At 42.9% G+C, this 16,950-nt stretch carries 18 protein-coding genes; 14 read left to right on the top strand and 4 right to left on the bottom strand.

Annotation, left to right across the window (positions count from 1 at the left end):
* Positions 1–241: 241 nt before the first annotated feature.
* The 8 genes from MMB75_RS22810 (at position 242) to MMB75_RS22775 (ending at position 9,282) form a co-directional block, all read left to right on the top strand.
* A complete protein-coding gene (locus tag MMB75_RS22810) occupies positions 242–1,657 on the top strand; it encodes a glycoside hydrolase family 1 protein (protein WP_025364802.1) in 1,416 nt (471 codons plus the stop codon).
* 155 nt (positions 1,658–1,812) lie between these two features.
* Positions 1,813–2,400: a sugar O-acetyltransferase gene (locus tag MMB75_RS22805; RefSeq protein ID WP_025364803.1), complete on the top strand. Its 588-nt coding sequence runs from the start codon at positions 1,813–1,815 to the stop codon at positions 2,398–2,400.
* Between the two features lie 166 nt (positions 2,401–2,566).
* On the top strand, positions 2,567–3,118 hold the full coding sequence (gene yfcE, locus MMB75_RS22800; protein ID WP_025364804.1) for a phosphodiesterase: 552 nt from the start codon (positions 2,567–2,569) through the stop codon (positions 3,116–3,118).
* Positions 3,119–3,234: 116 nt separating this feature from the next.
* The gene (locus tag MMB75_RS22795) at positions 3,235–4,266 is read left to right on the top strand and encodes an agmatine deiminase family protein (RefSeq protein ID WP_025364805.1); all 1,032 of its coding nucleotides are present in this window, start codon (positions 3,235–3,237) and stop codon (positions 4,264–4,266) included.
* A gap of 29 nt (positions 4,267–4,295) precedes the next feature.
* Complete coding sequence (gene aguB, locus MMB75_RS22790; protein ID WP_016818981.1) at positions 4,296–5,171, top strand: N-carbamoylputrescine amidase; 876 nt, start codon at positions 4,296–4,298, stop codon at positions 5,169–5,171.
* A gap of 141 nt (positions 5,172–5,312) precedes the next feature.
* Positions 5,313–5,843, top strand: a complete 531-nt coding sequence (locus MMB75_RS22785) for a hypothetical protein (protein WP_102997309.1) — start codon at positions 5,313–5,315, stop codon at positions 5,841–5,843.
* 288 nt (positions 5,844–6,131) lie between these two features.
* Positions 6,132–8,153: an oxidoreductase gene (locus MMB75_RS22780; RefSeq protein WP_277511022.1), complete on the top strand. Its 2,022-nt coding sequence runs from the start codon at positions 6,132–6,134 to the stop codon at positions 8,151–8,153.
* Positions 8,154–8,361: 208 nt separating this feature from the next.
* Positions 8,362–9,282, top strand: coding sequence for an aminoglycoside phosphotransferase family protein (locus MMB75_RS22775; protein ID WP_277511020.1), 921 nt, complete (start codon positions 8,362–8,364; stop codon positions 9,280–9,282).
* Positions 9,283–9,329: 47 nt separating this feature from the next.
* Here the strand turns inward: MMB75_RS22775 and MMB75_RS22770 are convergent, their stop codons facing one another.
* A complete protein-coding gene (locus MMB75_RS22770) occupies positions 9,330–9,764 on the bottom strand; it encodes a hypothetical protein (protein ID WP_017428527.1) in 435 nt (144 codons plus the stop codon).
* 175 nt (positions 9,765–9,939) lie between these two features.
* Between MMB75_RS22770 and MMB75_RS22765 the strand changes: the two genes are divergently transcribed.
* The 5 genes from MMB75_RS22765 to MMB75_RS22745 all read left to right on the top strand — a co-directional run bounded on the left by MMB75_RS22765 (position 9,940) and on the right by MMB75_RS22745 (position 13,566).
* On the top strand, positions 9,940–10,389 hold the full coding sequence (locus MMB75_RS22765) for an immunity 63 family protein (RefSeq protein ID WP_017428528.1): 450 nt from the start codon (positions 9,940–9,942) through the stop codon (positions 10,387–10,389).
* A gap of 131 nt (positions 10,390–10,520) precedes the next feature.
* Positions 10,521–10,958: an ABC transporter substrate-binding protein gene (locus MMB75_RS22760; protein WP_277511017.1), complete on the top strand. Its 438-nt coding sequence runs from the start codon at positions 10,521–10,523 to the stop codon at positions 10,956–10,958.
* Positions 10,959–10,972: 14 nt separating this feature from the next.
* A complete protein-coding gene (locus MMB75_RS22755; RefSeq protein ID WP_277511015.1) occupies positions 10,973–11,503 on the top strand; it encodes an ABC transporter substrate-binding protein in 531 nt (176 codons plus the stop codon).
* A 33-nt stretch (positions 11,504–11,536) separates the two neighbouring features.
* Positions 11,537–12,562 carry a FecCD family ABC transporter permease gene (locus MMB75_RS22750; RefSeq protein ID WP_277511013.1) on the top strand — a complete coding sequence of 342 codons (1,026 nt, stop codon included), beginning with the start codon at positions 11,537–11,539 and terminating at the stop codon, positions 12,560–12,562.
* Complete coding sequence (locus tag MMB75_RS22745; RefSeq protein ID WP_277511011.1) at positions 12,559–13,566, top strand: FecCD family ABC transporter permease; 1,008 nt, start codon at positions 12,559–12,561, stop codon at positions 13,564–13,566. Before MMB75_RS22750 ends, MMB75_RS22745 begins: the two co-directional genes overlap by 4 nt.
* 74 nt (positions 13,567–13,640) lie before the next feature.
* Here the strand turns inward: MMB75_RS22745 and MMB75_RS22740 are convergent, their stop codons facing one another.
* The gene (locus MMB75_RS22740; RefSeq protein ID WP_031463477.1) at positions 13,641–14,216 is read right to left on the bottom strand and encodes an NAD(P)H oxidoreductase; all 576 of its coding nucleotides are present in this window, start codon (positions 14,214–14,216) and stop codon (positions 13,641–13,643) included.
* Positions 14,217–14,447: 231 nt separating this feature from the next.
* On the opposite strand from MMB75_RS22740, the gene MMB75_RS22735 reads away from it, so the two are divergent.
* Positions 14,448–14,831: a winged helix-turn-helix transcriptional regulator gene (locus MMB75_RS22735; RefSeq protein WP_016818995.1), complete on the top strand. Its 384-nt coding sequence runs from the start codon at positions 14,448–14,450 to the stop codon at positions 14,829–14,831.
* Between the two features lie 73 nt (positions 14,832–14,904).
* Here MMB75_RS22735 and MMB75_RS22730 read toward each other — a convergent pair whose 3' ends face one another.
* The gene (locus MMB75_RS22730) at positions 14,905–15,333 is read right to left on the bottom strand and encodes a VOC family protein (RefSeq protein ID WP_031463479.1); all 429 of its coding nucleotides are present in this window, start codon (positions 15,331–15,333) and stop codon (positions 14,905–14,907) included.
* Between the two features lie 199 nt (positions 15,334–15,532).
* Positions 15,533–16,945 (bottom strand): hypothetical protein, encoded by a 1,413-nt coding sequence (locus MMB75_RS22725; protein ID WP_277511009.1) that lies wholly within the window; start codon positions 16,943–16,945, stop codon positions 15,533–15,535.
* Positions 16,946–16,950 lie beyond the last annotated feature (5 nt).

The raw sequence follows: 16,950 nt of genomic DNA, 5'->3' as shown, positions 1-16,950 counted from the left end.
AATAGCTCACCCAGTTACAATTGGTAATTAACGGATAGATGGGTCGGGACGTTGTTATAAATATGGAAGTAAGTATTGGAGATAATACGATTATAGACTCTGCAAGTTTTTAAAATAATACTTGACATGAAACGCGTTACAAACCTTAAGATTCAATTAGAAGTACTTTATAAACATTAGCGTAGAGGTAACGTGTTTATGTCCTAGTTAATGAAAAAACATCAGCAAAGGCGGAGAAAATATGAGTACACAGTTTCCAAAAGATTTCCTGTGGGGTGGAGCAGTTGCTGCTAATCAACTCGAAGGTGCTTATCAAGAAGACGGAAAAGGCTGGTCCATTCAGGATGTAACTCCTCGTGGTGGTTGGGGGCCGGTTACGGATGTACCAACAGAAGATAATATGAAGTTGATTGGTATTGATTTTTACCATCATTATAAAGAAGATATCAAACTTTTTGCGGAAATGGGCTTTAAAGTGTTCCGTACTTCCATAGCTTGGTCACGTATCTTCCCTAAAGGTGACGAGTTGGAACCTAATGAACAAGGCTTGCAATTTTATGATGATTTGTTTGATGAACTTCATAAATATGGCATTGAGCCACTCGTTACATTATCTCACTATGAAACACCTTTACATTTGTCCAGAGAATACGATGGTTGGGTAAACCGTAAGCTTGTTGATTTCTATGAGCGCTATGCAACAACTGTATTTAATCGCTACAAAGATAAAGTAAAATACTGGTTGACATTCAATGAAATCAACTCCATTCTTGAAGCACCCTTCATGAGTGGCGGGATTAGCACACCAAAAGATCAACTTAGTGAACAAGATCTTTATCAAGCTATTCATCATGAGCTGGTAGCGAGTGCAAGAGCGGTAAAAATCGGTCATCAGATTAATCCTGATTTCAAAATTGGTTGTATGGTACTGAGTATGCCTACTTATCCGCTGACACCTAATCCAGACGATGTAATTGCAGCAATGGAATTTGATCACAGAAACATGGCATTTGCCGATATTCATGCAAGAGGTCAATATCCAGGTTACATGAAACGTTTCTTCAAAGAAAACGGAATCTCTATTCATTTTGAGCCAGGTGATGCTGAAGATCTGAAGCATACGGTTGATTTTATCTCGTTCAGCTATTACATGAGTACTTGTGAGACTGCAGACGAAGCTAAAAAAGTCAAAGGTGAAGGTAACATCCTCGGTGGGGTGAGCAATCCGCATCTCGAGGCAAGTGAGTGGGGCTGGCAAATTGATCCTCAAGGTCTGCGCTATGTGCTGAATACATTCTATGATCGCTTCCAAAAACCACTGTTCATCGTTGAAAATGGTCTGGGCGCTGTGGACGAGCTTATCACCAATGAAAAAGGTGAAAAAACGGTTGAAGATGACTACCGGATCAACTATCTGAATGATCATTTGGTTCAAGTTGGGGAAGCGATTGAAGATGGAGTAGAGGTTCTGGGCTATACATCTTGGGGCTGTATCGACCTTGTCAGCGCGTCGACTGCTCAGCTTAAAAAACGTTATGGTTACATTTATGTTGACCGTCATGATGATGGCAGCGGTACACTTGAAAGATACCGAAAAAAATCGTTCCACTGGTACAAAGAGGTTATTGCCACAAACGGTGGAAGCTTGAAACGTTAATTTATAAATAAACCAGTAACTAAGTTATAAAAACATAATGATGTTTTTTACGTGGCGACCGCCTCTGCTTTATTATGGGGGAAGCGGTCGCCAATTTTTTTATGAGCGTCATTTACGACAAGAATCTAACTACATAAACGGAGTGTGGACAAGCGATGACAGAAAAAGAAAAATCACAATTAGGACTCCTGTACAATGCTAATTATGATGAAGAGTTGATTGAGGAACGTCTATACGCCAAAGGTCTCTGCTACGAATATAATCAGCTCCATCCTAGAAATATGGAAGAACGAGAAACACTCATCAAAACTTTACTAGGAAAGACAACGGATAGATTTTTGATTGAGCAGCCTTTTGTGTGTGATTATGGGTATAATATTGAAATCGGTGAAAATTTTTATAGTAATCACAATACAGTCATGCTTGACGGGGCAAAAATAGTGTTCGGTGATAATGTATTTGTTGCTCCTAACTGCGGATTTTATACTGCGGGTCATCCTCTTGATGTGGAGCAACGTAATGAAGGGTTGGAAATTGTATTTCCAATTACTGTGGGCAATAATGTTTGGATTGGTGGTAATGTTTGCGTTCTGGCGGGCGTCACGATAGGGGATAATTCAATTATTGGTGCAGGAAGCATTGTTACCAAAGATGTTCCTTCTGGTGTGATTGCCGCAGGAAACCCTTGTAAGGTCATCCGTAAAATTACCGAAGATGACAAGCACAAGTATATAAGAAATTAACCATAAAACTACAGTTCATTTGGAACTGTAGTTTTGCGTCTTTACAGAGAACTACCCAACGTAAAGAAACATTTTTGCACAGATTTGTTCAGGGAATAATGTAATAATGAACGTAAGAGGAATATTTCCAAATTACTATGGCCTATTCAGAAAGGAAGGAAAAACTATGAAATTAATGTTTATATCAGATATTCATGGCTCGCTGTACTGGTTGCAATTGGCACTGGTAAAATTCAAGGAGGAGAAAGCTGACCGTCTTGTCTTGCTTGGAGATTACATGTATCATGGACCGCGAAATCCGTTACCGGAAGGATATAACCCAGCGGAAGTGGCTTCTATGCTGAACAAGTACAAATCTCACATTGCGGTGTCGGTACGCGGGAATTGCGATGCAGAAGTGGATCAGATGTTGCTGGATTTTCCGATGATGGGTGATTATGCTTTACTGTACCATGAAGGACGGCGAATCTATATCACGCATGGACATGGTTTTAGTATCGGAAATTTACCGCCACTTGAAGCGGGTGATGTATTCATTCAAGGACACACTCATATTCCGGTAGCAGATGTGGAAAATGGGGTCTTTGTACTGAACCCTGGTTCAATCGCATTGCCAAAAGAAAACTATCCATCCTCTTATGGTGTGCTGGAGGGAGCACAATTTACCGTGAAGGATTTTGATGGCAGTACGGTGAAAGCAATCACCTTTTCAAAGTAATTTCTCAAATTTCAATGTAAATTATTAAAACTTTTCCGCTTCGATTGAGACAAAGATCATATTATTGTATGATAGGAGCGGAGTCTACATTCTGAAAAGAAAGAGAGTTTCAATACATGCAAATTAAGGATTCACATTATAAGATGCCGCCTGAATGGGCGCCACATGAACGTACGTATATTTCCTGGCCTGTAAAATCTTCAATGGTTTACCCCGATATGCATGCCGAGGTATGTAAGGGTTATGCCGAAATCGTAAGTGCTATGGCGGAATTTGAACCAGTTACCGTAGTCGTAAATCCAGATGATCTGGAGAGCGTTAAAGCGCTTGAGCTCGGGGAACAGGTAGAACTGTTACCGATAGAGCACAGCGATGCGTGGCTACGTGATAACGGTCCAACTTTTCTGACGGATGAGCAGGGTCAGTTGGCAGGTATTAACTGGAAGTTTAATGCTTGGGGCGGCAAATATGCTCCATGGGATCTGGATGACCAGGTTGCGCCGCAAATACTGGACAAACTTGGAGTTCCGCGGTTAGATGCACCGCTAGTAATGGAAGGCGGCTCACTGCATGTAGATGGCGAAGGTACTCTAATTACAACCGAAGAGTGCTTGCTCAATCCCAACCGCAATCCGGAATTAAGCCGAGAAGAAATAGAACGGTACGTATGCGAATATACAGGTGCCGAGAAAATTATCTGGCTAAAACGTGGACTCAGTGGCGACGAAACGGATGGTCATGTGGACAATATTGCTTGCTTTGCTGCTCCTGGCAAGGTCATTATGCAAGTATGTGATGATCCTGAGGATGAAAATTATGAAATCACGCAGGAAAATCTGCGTATTCTAGAGCAAGCAACGGATGCCAAAGGTCGTAAGCTGGAAGTGATTCAGATCGGCCAACCGCCGCGTGTGGATTATGAAGACAGCCGACTGACACTGAGCTATATTAACTTCTACTTTGTGAATGGCGGCATTATTTTGCCTGTGTTTGGCGGAACTGCTGCTGAGAGTGATCTTGCAGCCCAGCAAGTGCTGTCAAAATTATTCCCGAATCGCAAGATCCGCACTGTAGATGGTATGGCAGTTATCCGTGAAGGCGGTAACGTACACTGTACAACCCAGCAGATGCCTGCTGTAAAGCGTTGAACGATACAACATTTATAAGGAGGACTAAGGTGAGAAAAGTAAAAGTGGCAGCAACTCAAATGAGCTGTTCTACCAATATCGAAGAAAATATCAGCAAAGCAGAGAAGTTGGTACGTGAAGCGGCGGCCCAAGGCGCGCAAATAATTTTGCTGCAGGAATTGTTCGAAACTCCATACTTCTGCCAGAAGGAAAAGTCTGATTATTATGTATATGCAACTGAGTTGGAGCACAACAAAGCGGTTAACCATTTCAAGAAGATTGCCAAGGAATTGCAGGTTGTGCTGCCAATCAGCTTCTACGAGAAGAAGAACTATGCTCGTTACAACAGTCTTGCTGTTATTGATGCAGATGGTGAAGTGTTAGGTAAATACCGCAAAAGCCACATCCCGGACGGCCCTGGGTATGAGGAAAAGTTTTATTTTAATCCGGGCGACACCGGTTTTAAAGTGTGGAATACACGTTATGCCAAAATCGGAGTAGGCGTGTGCTGGGATCAATGGTATCCTGAGGCGGCCCGCTGTATGGCGCTTATGGGCGCAGAAATTTTATTTTACCCGACAGCGATTGGTTCAGAACCACAAGATTCCTCCATTGACTCTAAGGATCACTGGCAGACTTGCATGCTAGGTCATGCAGCTTCCAATCTGATTCCAGTCATTGCTTCCAACCGTATCGGAAAGGAAACCGATGAAGAATCCAGCATCAATTTCTACGGCTCATCCTTTATCGCTGGCCCTCAAGGGAATAAGATAGCAGAGGCTGGTCGTACCGATGAGGAAGTGCTTACCGCCGAATTTGATCTGGACGAGCTGGAAGTAGGACGGATCGAATGGGGCATTTTCCGTGATCGTCGTCCCGAACTATACAAAATGATTGCCACCTATGATGGTGATCTAAAAGTATAATCTGTATACAGATAGATATATTTCCCTTGCCGTTAAGCCGTGATGTTTCTTTTTTTGAACTCACACGGCTTTTCGAGCGGGGGATTTTTGGTTTCTAAATGGGAGTACATCTTGTGATAGATCGGAGGAAGGAGAACAGCAATGAGGCATAAGAGGATAGACCAATCGTTAGCACAGTTCAAAACTTCGACAGAAGAAAATCAAGATTGGGGATACTCGCGCGCAAGAGATATGGCTATTTTGGGCTTTTGGGACGAGTACACGCTATCTGCGCAGCGTTTATGTGAACGAATGGCTACCGAAACCCATCAAATGAGACCTTCTGAGTACGTTCCGTTCCCAACTCAGTTTGAATGGCTGGAACAAGGAGAAACAGACTTGATTATAGATGGAATATGGTCAGCTGATTTACATGGTGATCATTGTCTGTTTGTGAATATTGGGGAGCATCACCCAGAACGGCATACATCGATTGAAGCTTATATTTACGATACGCAGGTGATAGATGAGGGATTCTTCCTTCAATATCTGAACACCTCTCCTAAAGCCAAAGCCTACACACCTTCATTTAGCAAAAATGGATATGCTACAATGTGTGAACTGTTGGACAGATATGTTAGGGAAGGTATATTGGAGCGTAGGCCCTACGGTTTCAAAAGAACGGATACATAGGTGAATAACGAATAAAGTATGATTTGGGTTTGAGCTGAAAGGAACATTTCTTAAAGGATGGTTCCTTTTTTTATGTAGGACTACATTTTATCTATAGACTGAAACTATGATTCAGCACATAAAATAGCATTAGAATTTATAGATCGAATAATATAAAATCAAGTCATAAGGAATGATCGTACTCAATAAAACTTCGATATTCTTTAAAGTGAAAAAAATCACATATATGAGTTATGTAATGAAACTTGAAAATGAATGAAATTTGCAAAACTGCAAGGAGGAAGAACTATGAACCACTATCCTGCGATATTTGAACCTCTGACCATACGGCGTATGACCTTGAAGAATCGGATTGTAATGCCCCCGATGGGAACCAACTTTGCTGCCATGGATGGAAGCTTTGTTCAGGATCATATTGACTATTACGTACAACGGGCCAAAGGGGGGACCGGCCTGATCACAGTAGAAAATGTTTGTTTGGATTTCCCTATGGGTACGAATGGAACAACCCAGCTGCGGATGGATAATGATCAGTTTATTCCTGGACTGTTTAGATTAACAGAAGCTCTGCACTCTTACGGAGCATGTGTTTCTGTACAAATTAACCATGCGGGTGCTTCGGCTTATGCTGGACGACTGAACGGAGTTCAACCCGTTTCTTCTTCGAATATTCCTTCTAAAAAGGGTGGAGCGATTCCAAGACCTTTGCAAAAAGAAGAAATTTATGCCATTGTGCGTAAATACGGAGAAGCAGCGGGAAGAGCACAGCGAGCAGGATTTGACTGTGTTGAAATTCACGCGGGACATTCCTACTTGCTGAGTCAGTTTCTTTCGCCGGTGTACAATAAACGTACGGATGAATTTGGCGGTAGCGCAAAAAACCGTACTCGTTTTGCCAGATTAGTCATTGATGAAATTCGTTCAGTGGTGGGTCCATTCTTTCCCATTTGCTTACGTTTTAGTGCGGAGGAGTTTACAGAAGGTGGGAATACCTTGGAAGATACACTGGAGTTACTGGAGTATCTCAATGATGAGGTAGATATTTTGAACGTTTCTGCAGCTCTAAATGATTCCATTCAGTACCAGATTGACGGGATGAACCTGCCAGATGGTTGGCGCTCTTATATGGCTAAAGCAGTAAAAGATAAATTCGGAAAGGTCACGATGACCTCAGGTAATATACGGAGCCCACAGGCTGCGCAGGACATATTGGAAAGAGGTGACGCTGATCTTCTGGCAATGGGCAGAGGCTTGATCGCAGAACCGAACTGGGTACTCAAAGTGCAAAACGGTTACGAGCATTTGCTTAGAAAATGCATCTCCTGCAACATTGGTTGTGCCGATCATCGTATCTCCAAAAGTAAACCAATTTGCTGTACGGTAAATCCAGATTTGTTCAAGGAAGCTGAATACCGGAAACAACGAGTTAGAAACAATGTCCAAGTCGTTGTGATCGGTGGGGGTACCGCGGGAATGGAAGCGGCCTGTACAGCGGCTGAGGTAGGCTGCCAAGTAACCCTCTTTGAAGAAAAGGCAGAACTGGGTGGCCTTGCGCGTGATATTGCACGCTTACCAGACAAAACGCGCATCAATGACTTCCCGGATTATCTGATTCAGCGCACCAAGCAATTAACCAATCTGAATATTGTCACAGGCACACGAGCAGATCTGACGATGATTAGTGCTCTGAACCCTGATATTATTGTTAATGCAACGGGGGCCAAACCGCTGCTTCCACCGATTGCAGGTCTGCACGATCAACTAGGCAAACCGGGTACAAAAGTATTTTCTATTTTTGATCTGTTGAACAATATGGAGAACTTTCAAGAGTTTGAAGGCAAACGTATTGCTGTAGTGGGTGGTGGAGCCGTGGGACTGGATGTTGTAGAATATTATGCAGAACGCGGGGCTCAAGAAGTTTCCATTATTGAAATGATGCCTTTATTGGGTAAGGACCTGGATATGATCACCCGCATTTCAATGATGAAAATGGTGGAGGAACGAGAAGTGAACGTCCATACAGAGACAGCTTTGACGGAAGTGTGCAGCGACCGTTTCAAAGTAAAGCGTGGAGAACAGGAGTTTGAAATTCCTTTTGATCTCGGATTCGTATGTTTGGGTATGCGTTCATACACTCCGCTGATGGATAGCTTGCTTCAATATGGAAAAGACCATCAAGTGGAAGTTGTAAACATCGGAGACAGCAAACAAGCGCGTCGTATTATTGATGGTACCCGTGAAGGTCGGAATATTCTGAAAACCATTCAACGAGTAGACGAATTTAAAAATGAGTTTTCCTATGCTTACTAAATTGAGGGTATATATGAATATGTGATAGGTAATTATAATGGGTATTTAATAACAACTCATTTTATAATCCGGTTGAAGAGACAATTTGTCTTTTCAGCCTTTTTATTTGGGTTTATGCTGGCAAGAAGATTGATTCCTTCCTCATTTTGAAGGTAAACTATGGAAGGCATAGCAAGCAAGGCTATTATTAGCGTGGAGGGATGCGAGCGTGAGTCAACTCTTGAGGGAAATACCGGGTGCCAGTGCATGGAGCAACGTGCAAGAAATACATAAGGGCTGGTCCAGTGACAACAAGTATCATATTCAAACCGCTGACGGTAGAGAGTTACTATTGAGAATTTCGGATATCGCCCAATATGACAAGAAACAGCGAGAATTTGAATCCGTAAAAAAGCTGCATCATATAGATAATTTTCTAATGTCCCGTCCGCTTGATTTTGGGATATGCAACAACGGACAGTCGGTATACTCTTTATTTACCTGGGTCAACGGGGAAGATGCTGAAGGTGTTATCCCATCCTTAAACGCCGAACAGCAGTATCAACTCGGGTTTCAGGCGGGAGAGGTATTGGCTAAATTGCATGAGATTCATGCAGAGCAGGACCTGGTCCCATGGGCTGAACATTATAATGCCAAAATCAACAGATATATCAGAAACTATAAGTCATGCGGTATTGCTTTAAAGGGAGCAGATCAAACGATAAGCTTTATTGAGCAAAACCGTCATCTATTAGAAAATCGCCCCCAGACATTTCAGCACGGGGATTATCACGTCGGAAATATGGTGGTTACCCCATCTGGTGAACTGGGGATCATTGATTTTAATAGGCTGGATTATGGTGATCCCTGGGAAGAATTCAACCGTATTACCTGGTGTGCAGGATTAAGCCCATTATTTGCTTCAGGTCGTATTCACGGTTATTTCCATAATGATGTACCGGATTTATTTTTTAGATTAATGGCACTGTATATTGCAAGCAATCAGCTTTCATCGATTCCCTGGGCCATTCCATTTGGCAAAGAAGAGGTAGACGATATGGTACAACGAGCTGAAGAGGTTTTGGAGGCATATGATTGCTTTCAAATCTATATCCCGAAATGGTATCTACCTAGTTGTCCTGACTTGTAAAATATGAAGACCGCCGCTCCTGAGAGTGACGGTCTATTTATAGTGCTTTATGATTGTTTCTTAATCTTATAGGTGAATTCCCAAACGGCTTGATGACCTGAGTATCGTCCACGATTTTCAGTAACAGTGACTCTTAACTTAACGGTAGAACCTTTGGAAGAAACCGAAGAGACCTTTACATTTTTCGTGATTTCGCCTACATCAGGAATTTTGTCTTGTTCCTCAGCGTACGCATACAGCTTAATGCTGCTACCCGACTTGGCTTTTACTTTTACGCTGTTACCTTCACTAATGGACTGACCAGCCACCTGGGCAGCGATGGCCCAATCGTTGCCTACATGGTCATTCGAGACCAGGGTTGCTTGCTGAAACGTAACGATATACGTGGATGTTGCTGAAGCTGCGAGCGCGTACGTTCCATTGAAGATTAGGGATACCACTACCAATAAAATAGCCGATGCTTTCGCCCATACTTTATTCATTTGCCTGTCCCCTTCAATTAAAATATCGAGGAAAATCCCTCTATTCTAATTATCGTTTGCAGTAAAAAGAATTGTTAATGGTTGGTAAAAAAATAGTTTAGTATTTTATTGCATTACCTATAACCTAATATGATGATGACTTAAATTTTAGTATAGAAAAGGAAGATGAAATAGGATGAGAAAAATATACAATGAACAAGAAATCATAGAAATGACCGTTAAGCTGCTCGAACAAACTTCGATGTACGAAGAACAGTATGAGCAATATGTAAGCCGACCTTTCCGTACAGGTTTTTATGATGATCTGAGTCCGCATGTGAAAGTTGGCAAACAGGGGTACACGCTCCAAATGTATGAAAGAGGCGTACAGATGCTAAATAAGCTTACCAAAGATGTAGAGGATGTGATGTATTGGATCATCGAAGATACGATTCATATCATTGCTCACCTAAATCTGCTTCGTAAATATAAAGTAGATAACCGAAATACTCATCTAAAATATACCAAGGAGATCATGAAGGAGCTGACAACTGAAATAAATAAAGCATTTTATGAAATTGGAGGAATCTATCAGGAATGGCATGAAGCGAATAGAAGGGCAACGTTGGAAAATCCATTAAAGTAACTAAAACGTAAAGAAACAGTTGACAATCTTGGAGGTGAAATTTACAATTTTATATTAGTGATAATGATTATCAATATCACTAATTTTAAGTATGCTCTACAATTACAATATGTTAAAGGAGAATTTACAACATGCATTATATGATGAGCAAGAAATTTTACATGATTTTGTGTGCATTATTCGTAATAATCTTCGTTATTTCAGGGTGTGGAAATGCTGGCAGTTCCTCAGATTCATCTGCTCAACCTGCATCTTCGGCGAAGGAAGAGGCAAGCAGTGAGTCTGGTACACGTACAGTGTCTACGATAAAAGGAGATGTAAAGGTGCCTGCTAACCCCCAACGGGTAGTGGTGAACTGGTATATTGGCGATGTATTCACGCTGGGAATCAAGCCAGCTGCGGTATTTGGTTGGAAACAAGAAACCATGCCTTTTTACGATAAGTTTAACGGGATTCCTGTTATTGAAAAATGGGAGACTGAGGAAATTATGAAGTACGATCCAGATCTCATCATTACATATGATACAAAGGATATGATAAGCTGTCCAAAATTGCACCTGTTCTTGTAATACCTGAGGGTAAGATGACGTCTGTGGAACGGATGAAATTCCTTGGTCAGGCCACAGGACATGAAGCAGAAGCGGATAAAGTGATTTCACAGTTTGAAAGCAAGTTGAGTGAGGCCAAAGAAAAACTAAATTCCGACATATTCAAAGACAAAACGTTTAGCATTTTTGAGGACTGGGGCAGTGGCTCCTACGGAATATATTATGAAACAGGCTCACGTGGAGGAACGTTGATTTACGATTATCTAGGACTTCACAAACCGAAAAAACTCAACACATTGGTTAAAAATTCTGGAGAGGGGAGAGGTTCTTTATCCTACGAGGTAGCTGCTGAATACTTTGGCGATTATGTCCTGTGGTTTAAGCAGGAAGGCAAAGAATCCGAATATGCGAAAACCAAAATCTGGAGCAGTATTCCAGCCGTCAAAAATGGGCACATCATCGAAATTCCAGCGAAATATGCAGGACTGTTCTACTATTCGGACGTTGCTAGTATGACAGGACAGCTAGATTATATTATTGGCAAATTACTGGAACAAACGAAGTAATGATGCATAATTGACCAACTAAGGGTGTAATCAATGTCTACTCACAAAGAACGAAATAAAAAAGGAATATTTCATTTTGTAAGCTACATGATTGTGGGCGTGTTTCTGCTCATGATAGTTTCCGCAGCATCCATCACCTTTGGTGCTGCGGAAATGAGCTTGAAGCTGGCATGGGGGGCTGTATTTCAATTTGATCCCAATATTACGGAACACCAAATTATTCATACATTGCGTTTTCCACGCACTGTGGCGGACATCATTGTTGGGTGTAGCCTAGCTGTGTGCGGGGCGATCATGCAGGGAACGACTCGCAATCCATTGGCCGACTCGGGACTCATTGGTATAAGCTCAGGCTCGACATTTGCTATTGCGCTATGTATGGCCTTTTTGCCAGGGCGCACCTATGGTGAAACCATGCTGTATTCTTGCTTGGGCGCAGCAACCACCACAGGAATTACGTACTACATCGCGTCTATAGGCATACGGGGGATGACGCCTCAGCGCTTAGTGCTAGCAGGAATGTCCATCTCTATGCTCTTTGGTGCGTTCAGCACTTTTCTCGCAATTAAGTATGAGATTGGTCAAGCACTTGATTATTGGTCTGCTGGTGGTACAGCCAGTGCCAAGTGGAGTGAACTGGCTTTCATTTCACCACTATTTGTAGTGGGCTTGGTCTGTGCTATCGCCCTGTCTCCCTCCATTACGATCTTGAGCTTTGGAGAGGAGGTGGCATCAGGCCTAGGAATTCGAGCGAATAGAATCAAGCTATTTTCAACCTTAATCGTATTAATTTTAACGGGGTTATCGGTTATTGTAGTCGGTCCTGTTGGGTTTGTAGGTTTGATCGTGCCACATATTATACGCTATCTGGTCGGTACAGATTATCGATATATTATTCCCGCCTCAGCGTTGTATGGAGCAGTGTTTCTACTGGCAGCAGATTTGCTGGGTCGAATGATTAATCGCCCTCATGAAACGCCGCTAGGCATTATTTTTGCTTTGGTCGGCGTACCCTATTTTCTCTACCATGTGCGCAAGCAAAGGAGGGAGTTTAGTTGAATCTGTCCCGCAATAGCAGGGGTATAAGCATTATTTTACTGTTAACCGTGTTGACACTGCTGGTTGCTGTACTCAGCATGAATGTTGGAAAAATGAACCTGTCTCCACTTGAAGTATTGAAGGTCATCATCGGCGAAGGAACGAGCAAGCAGAATCTGATCGTATTTGAATTTCGACTGCCACGTATTGTGCTTTCCGTATTAGTGGGTATTGGCATGGGGATATCGGGTTGTATTATGCAAAGCTTGCTCAAAAACGACATGGCCAGTCCAGGGACACTAGGCATCAGCTCGGGCTCGGGGTTATTCGTGCTTTTATATATTACGCTGTTCGCTAGTGAGGGATTACTATCGCCTATTATTCTTCCAGGGCTGGCTTTTGCAGGTGGGCTCACAGCAGCATTTTTGATTTTTATGTTTGCTTTTAGGCGGGGAAGAGACATTTCACCTACAGGCCTAATTTTAACGGGTGTTGCTATGGGGAGTGGCTACAGCGCATTGTCGCTGCTACTGACGCTCCGATTAGACAAGCAACAGTATGATTTTGCTCTGCGTTGGCAGGCTGGAGATCTTTGGGGGGATGACTGGAGCTATATTATGGTGCTGCTCCCCTGGGTGCTGATCATCAGCCTTTACGTTTTTTACAGGTCTAACACACTCAATACGCTGAATTTGGGCAATCAGACAGCATCGGGGCTCGGCGTAGCCATTAAAAGGGAATTTATCGGCTTGACGATCGCAGCAGTGGCTCTGGCTTCTGGTAGCGTGGCACTTGGTGGGAATTTCTTTTTTGTGGGCATGGTTAGTCCCCATCTGGCTCGCAGGTTGGTAGGACCCAATCATAAGCTGCTGTTACCTACTACTGCATTGGTTGGCTCGCTCGTTATATTGATTGCTGATACCCTTACACGCACGATCAGTTTTGGTGCTGATATTCCAACCGGAATCATAATCACTATCTTGGTTACCCCTTATTTTCTCTATTTGTTGTCGAAGGCCAGTTAATGTTTAATGAAGGAAAAAAACGCTAACCCACTTCCACGGAAAATATGGATGGGTTAGCGGTTTGTAAATAAAGCCTAATCCTTGGCATAATTCAGACCCAAGCGATAAGCTTGATCCAGCAATATTTCATAATGATCGGAATTTGAACCCAGAGTTTCATCTAAGAATTCAACCTTGGAGTTGGAAACACCGCAATAATCTGCAATACCCACATTCAGCAAATGAGTAATCATTTCATCATATCTACGCTTTTTCAGCTGTTCTTTCGAAACGCCAGCCAAGCCAATCCACAAGATATGCTGATGATGAAGGTAATTCGAACCGTACGCAAACCCATTGTTCCATACACGGTCAATATAACCCTTCAGCATAGCTGGCAAATGCCACCACCAAAGTGGAAAAATAAATGCCAACGCATCATGCTCCTTCAACCGCCTTATTTCCATTTCTACTTCAGGGGAAAAAGACTGCTCCGCAACGGACCAATCCGGTTCATCTACTCCTTTTAAAACAGGATCAAAACCGATCCCATGCAAATCCAATATCTCATAATCGTGGCCCGCATCGACAAGACCTTGTACGAAACGACCGGCAACCTTAAAGGTCAGGGAATCTTTTCTTGGGTGTGAAACAACGACTAGTACTTTCATGTTTTCACTACCTTTCTCAATAGGCTAACTTCTAGGCATGCTCCATGCTTGCTGCTATTATAAACATTAGGAAAATAATCTGGAAGTACGCACTTTTACGTTCTATAGGATAATACAGGTGCCATAGGAACATGGAAGTGCCCTAGGTAGATTACCTAAATTGACCTGAGTCACGAATTGAAGTGATGGGTTGTTTTTAGCAAACGTAGCCTTCTAAAGGAGGATAAAGGAATGAATGAACCGACCAAAAATAGGGTTCAAAAGAAGTATCAAGTTGGAGTGGAAGCAGCTTTAGAGGTAATGGGAGGAAAATGGAAGCCTTTAATTATCTACCATCTGATGACAGGACGGAAACGATCGTCTGAGTTTCGTCGGTTAATGCCTGGCATTACTCAAAAAATGCTGACCACTCAGCTCAGAAGCCTGGAAAAGGATGAGATTGTTACACGAGAGGTTTATAATGAAATCCCACCTAAAGTGGAGTATGAGTTAACGCAGTACGGCTGGGGATTAAAACCCGCACTAGACCATTTATGCTATTGGGGAGAGAATCACCTGGATAAGATCCATGGAGACAAATCCAAGGTTTTGGAAGAATTTCAAGGCTGCGATTGATATGAAGCCCTCACAAAGCATTCAATCAGAATAGCTTGCGAGGGCTCCACTGTCGTATGACAATATAAAAGGCCTATCTGCCGGTCATTTCGTTATCATAGCTTAATTGCCATTCAATTCCAAACTTATCTTTAAGGCTACCGTAGCATTTGCTCCAGAATGTTTCTTGAAGCTCCATGTTTACGGTCGCGCCTTCTTTTAATTTGTGAAAGTATGATCGAATTTTCTCCTCGTCCTTATTGACGATGGCGAGGCTGATGTTGTTTCCCGCAACAAAAGGCATACCAGGAAAAACGTCTGAAAACATCACATTACTTCCATCAATTTGAAGCCGCGTATGCATGACCAGATTTTTGGCTTCTTCTGGTAGAGGATAATCGGGGTTGGGGGGTGCTTCCCCGAACGTCATGATCTTTGGTTTCTCAGTCCCAAAAGCATGTGCGTAAAATTCTGCTGCCTCGCGACAGTTTCCATTAAAGTTAAGATAAACATCAACTGACATCTGCGTCATTCCCTTTTGGCTGATTTTTTACAGGCTAATTTCTTATTTTCATTATTAACCTGTGCACAAGCAAAAATACACTCTTGCTGACATGCTAACACGTAGCCGTTAAGGGGGGAGCGTCTTTTAAAGGAAAGTAACCCGCAAAAAGGATGCTTGCCCTTAAACAAACTTTTTGCGGGTTATGATTATGGATTGGCTAGATGGAAATCAAGTTTGGAGAGGCTGGATGATAGAGCAGATGACGTGAAATGTCGCCGGGATGCTGTACGAAAAGTGGTCCCCAAGCAGGATTGGTGTCGTGCATCAGCTTTAACAGCGATATCATCCGATTAAATATAACTTGCAGATCCGCTTCGCGAGAAAGACCCTCGGTGATAGCAGCAGCTACCACATGCGCAGCGTAGAAGCCGGAACGGTGCTCGTCAGTAAGCGAACCTGTAGTTTGCAGCAAGGTTCGTAAATGTGCGGCGATGCTCTCATCCTCGTTTCTCCAGTTCTGGATTTCATCCAGACTGTGGTTTTCGAGGCTTATAAGTTTAGTCTTCATTATGGATTCTGCCACAATACGTGCAGAACGTTTTGCTGTGTTAGCGTCGATAGCTCTGCCGTTAAGTTTAATATTGGACAAATCCTTGTCGGTCTCCGATTCAATGATTTCCGCCCATGCTCCAGCTTGGTCAAATTCCAACAGTGCAGTGGCGTAGGCACCCAAGTATCCCCGTAAAATATCTGCGGCGTGTGGATCACGGGCAGGTCCCTCATTTCGAAGTTGAGCTCTGCCGGAAAACGCGGCATTCATACCCCGAAAATAACCGACCAAACCAATGGCAGCTGCTGGTCCCAAATTTAGGACACCCAATACATCAGACGCGGTTTCATCAATGCGAGAAGCCCAGTAGTCCGGTAGCCCTTGTCCAATATTTTCGCTGTTTAATCTGTTTCTGACGACATTGGCCAACTCTTGAAGTAGACCCAGATCAGCATGCAAAATATCATGACCACATACTTCATGCGGGATACTGGACCAAGCCATTAGACCGTTTGTCGCATGTGCAGGAGGAAGGCTAACTATAGCTGCTTGCACTTTAAATGCGGCTGTGGCGTCAGCGGGCCATGTGTATGGGCCATTTTCCGGCGCTCCCCATTTTACAAGAGCTGGAATGATGCTGAGATCTGGTTCTTTTATTCCTTGGCGATCTTCTGCGCTAAGAAAACCGTCATACAGGTCGCTCACAATTTCCTGAAAAGCATCGGTCGCGAGGACATTGTAGCCTTCTCCATTTTGCAAAATGCTCTGAGCAATATCCAGCATGAGTCCAGCAGCTCTAGTTCTGCTTGGGTCCTGAATTAAAATTTCAGTGAAGCCTTGTTGCCCGAGCTCGTCCAGTTCTTTAATAAACGGACTTGCAACCGTTTCTTGATATATTTTAGGCAGCTTGGCTTTGGCCGCGTGGAGTCTTCCCATCAGTTGATGATAGTCTGTAGGATCTGATGGTCCATGAAGATTGGAGAGCACAGCCTTCTTCACATTTTCGATACAAAGAGACATGTTGGATACATCCGGTTTGGTAACAGTAGTGATGCGATTTCTTTCCAGCATTCCTTGCATAATTA

The sequence above is a fragment of the Paenibacillus sp. P2(2022) genome, from assembly GCF_029522175.1.
GTDB classification, from domain to species: domain Bacteria; phylum Bacillota; class Bacilli; order Paenibacillales; family Paenibacillaceae; genus Paenibacillus; species Paenibacillus polymyxa.
The sequence above is the reverse complement of the archived record's forward strand: the minus strand, read 5'-3'. Positions and strand labels throughout refer to the sequence as shown.

Coding starts and splice junctions, on each gene's coding strand:
- MMB75_RS22755 (WP_277511015.1), top strand. CDS start 10,973: ATGACGTCTGTGGAACGGATGAAATTCCTTGGTCAGGCCACAGGACAT.
- MMB75_RS22785 (WP_102997309.1), top strand. CDS start 5,313: ATGAGGCATAAGAGGATAGACCAATCGTTAGCACAGTTCAAAACTTCG.
- MMB75_RS22805 (WP_025364803.1), top strand. CDS start 1,813: ATGACAGAAAAAGAAAAATCACAATTAGGACTCCTGTACAATGCTAAT.
- MMB75_RS22760 (WP_277511017.1), top strand. CDS start 10,521: ATGCATTATATGATGAGCAAGAAATTTTACATGATTTTGTGTGCATTA.
- MMB75_RS22810 (WP_025364802.1), top strand. CDS start 242: ATGAGTACACAGTTTCCAAAAGATTTCCTGTGGGGTGGAGCAGTTGCT.
- MMB75_RS22725 (WP_277511009.1), bottom strand. CDS start 16,945: ATGCAAGGAATGCTGGAAAGAAATCGCATCACTACTGTTACCAAACCG.
- MMB75_RS22740 (WP_031463477.1), bottom strand. CDS start 14,216: ATGAAAGTACTAGTCGTTGTTTCACACCCAAGAAAAGATTCCCTGACC.
- yfcE (WP_025364804.1), top strand. CDS start 2,567: ATGAAATTAATGTTTATATCAGATATTCATGGCTCGCTGTACTGGTTG.
- MMB75_RS22770 (WP_017428527.1), bottom strand. CDS start 9,764: ATGAATAAAGTATGGGCGAAAGCATCGGCTATTTTATTGGTAGTGGTA.
- MMB75_RS22765 (WP_017428528.1), top strand. CDS start 9,940: ATGAGAAAAATATACAATGAACAAGAAATCATAGAAATGACCGTTAAG.
- MMB75_RS22750 (WP_277511013.1), top strand. CDS start 11,537: ATGTCTACTCACAAAGAACGAAATAAAAAAGGAATATTTCATTTTGTA.
- MMB75_RS22730 (WP_031463479.1), bottom strand. CDS start 15,333: ATGTCAGTTGATGTTTATCTTAACTTTAATGGAAACTGTCGCGAGGCA.
- MMB75_RS22795 (WP_025364805.1), top strand. CDS start 3,235: ATGCAAATTAAGGATTCACATTATAAGATGCCGCCTGAATGGGCGCCA.
- MMB75_RS22780 (WP_277511022.1), top strand. CDS start 6,132: ATGAACCACTATCCTGCGATATTTGAACCTCTGACCATACGGCGTATG.
- MMB75_RS22735 (WP_016818995.1), top strand. CDS start 14,448: ATGAATGAACCGACCAAAAATAGGGTTCAAAAGAAGTATCAAGTTGGA.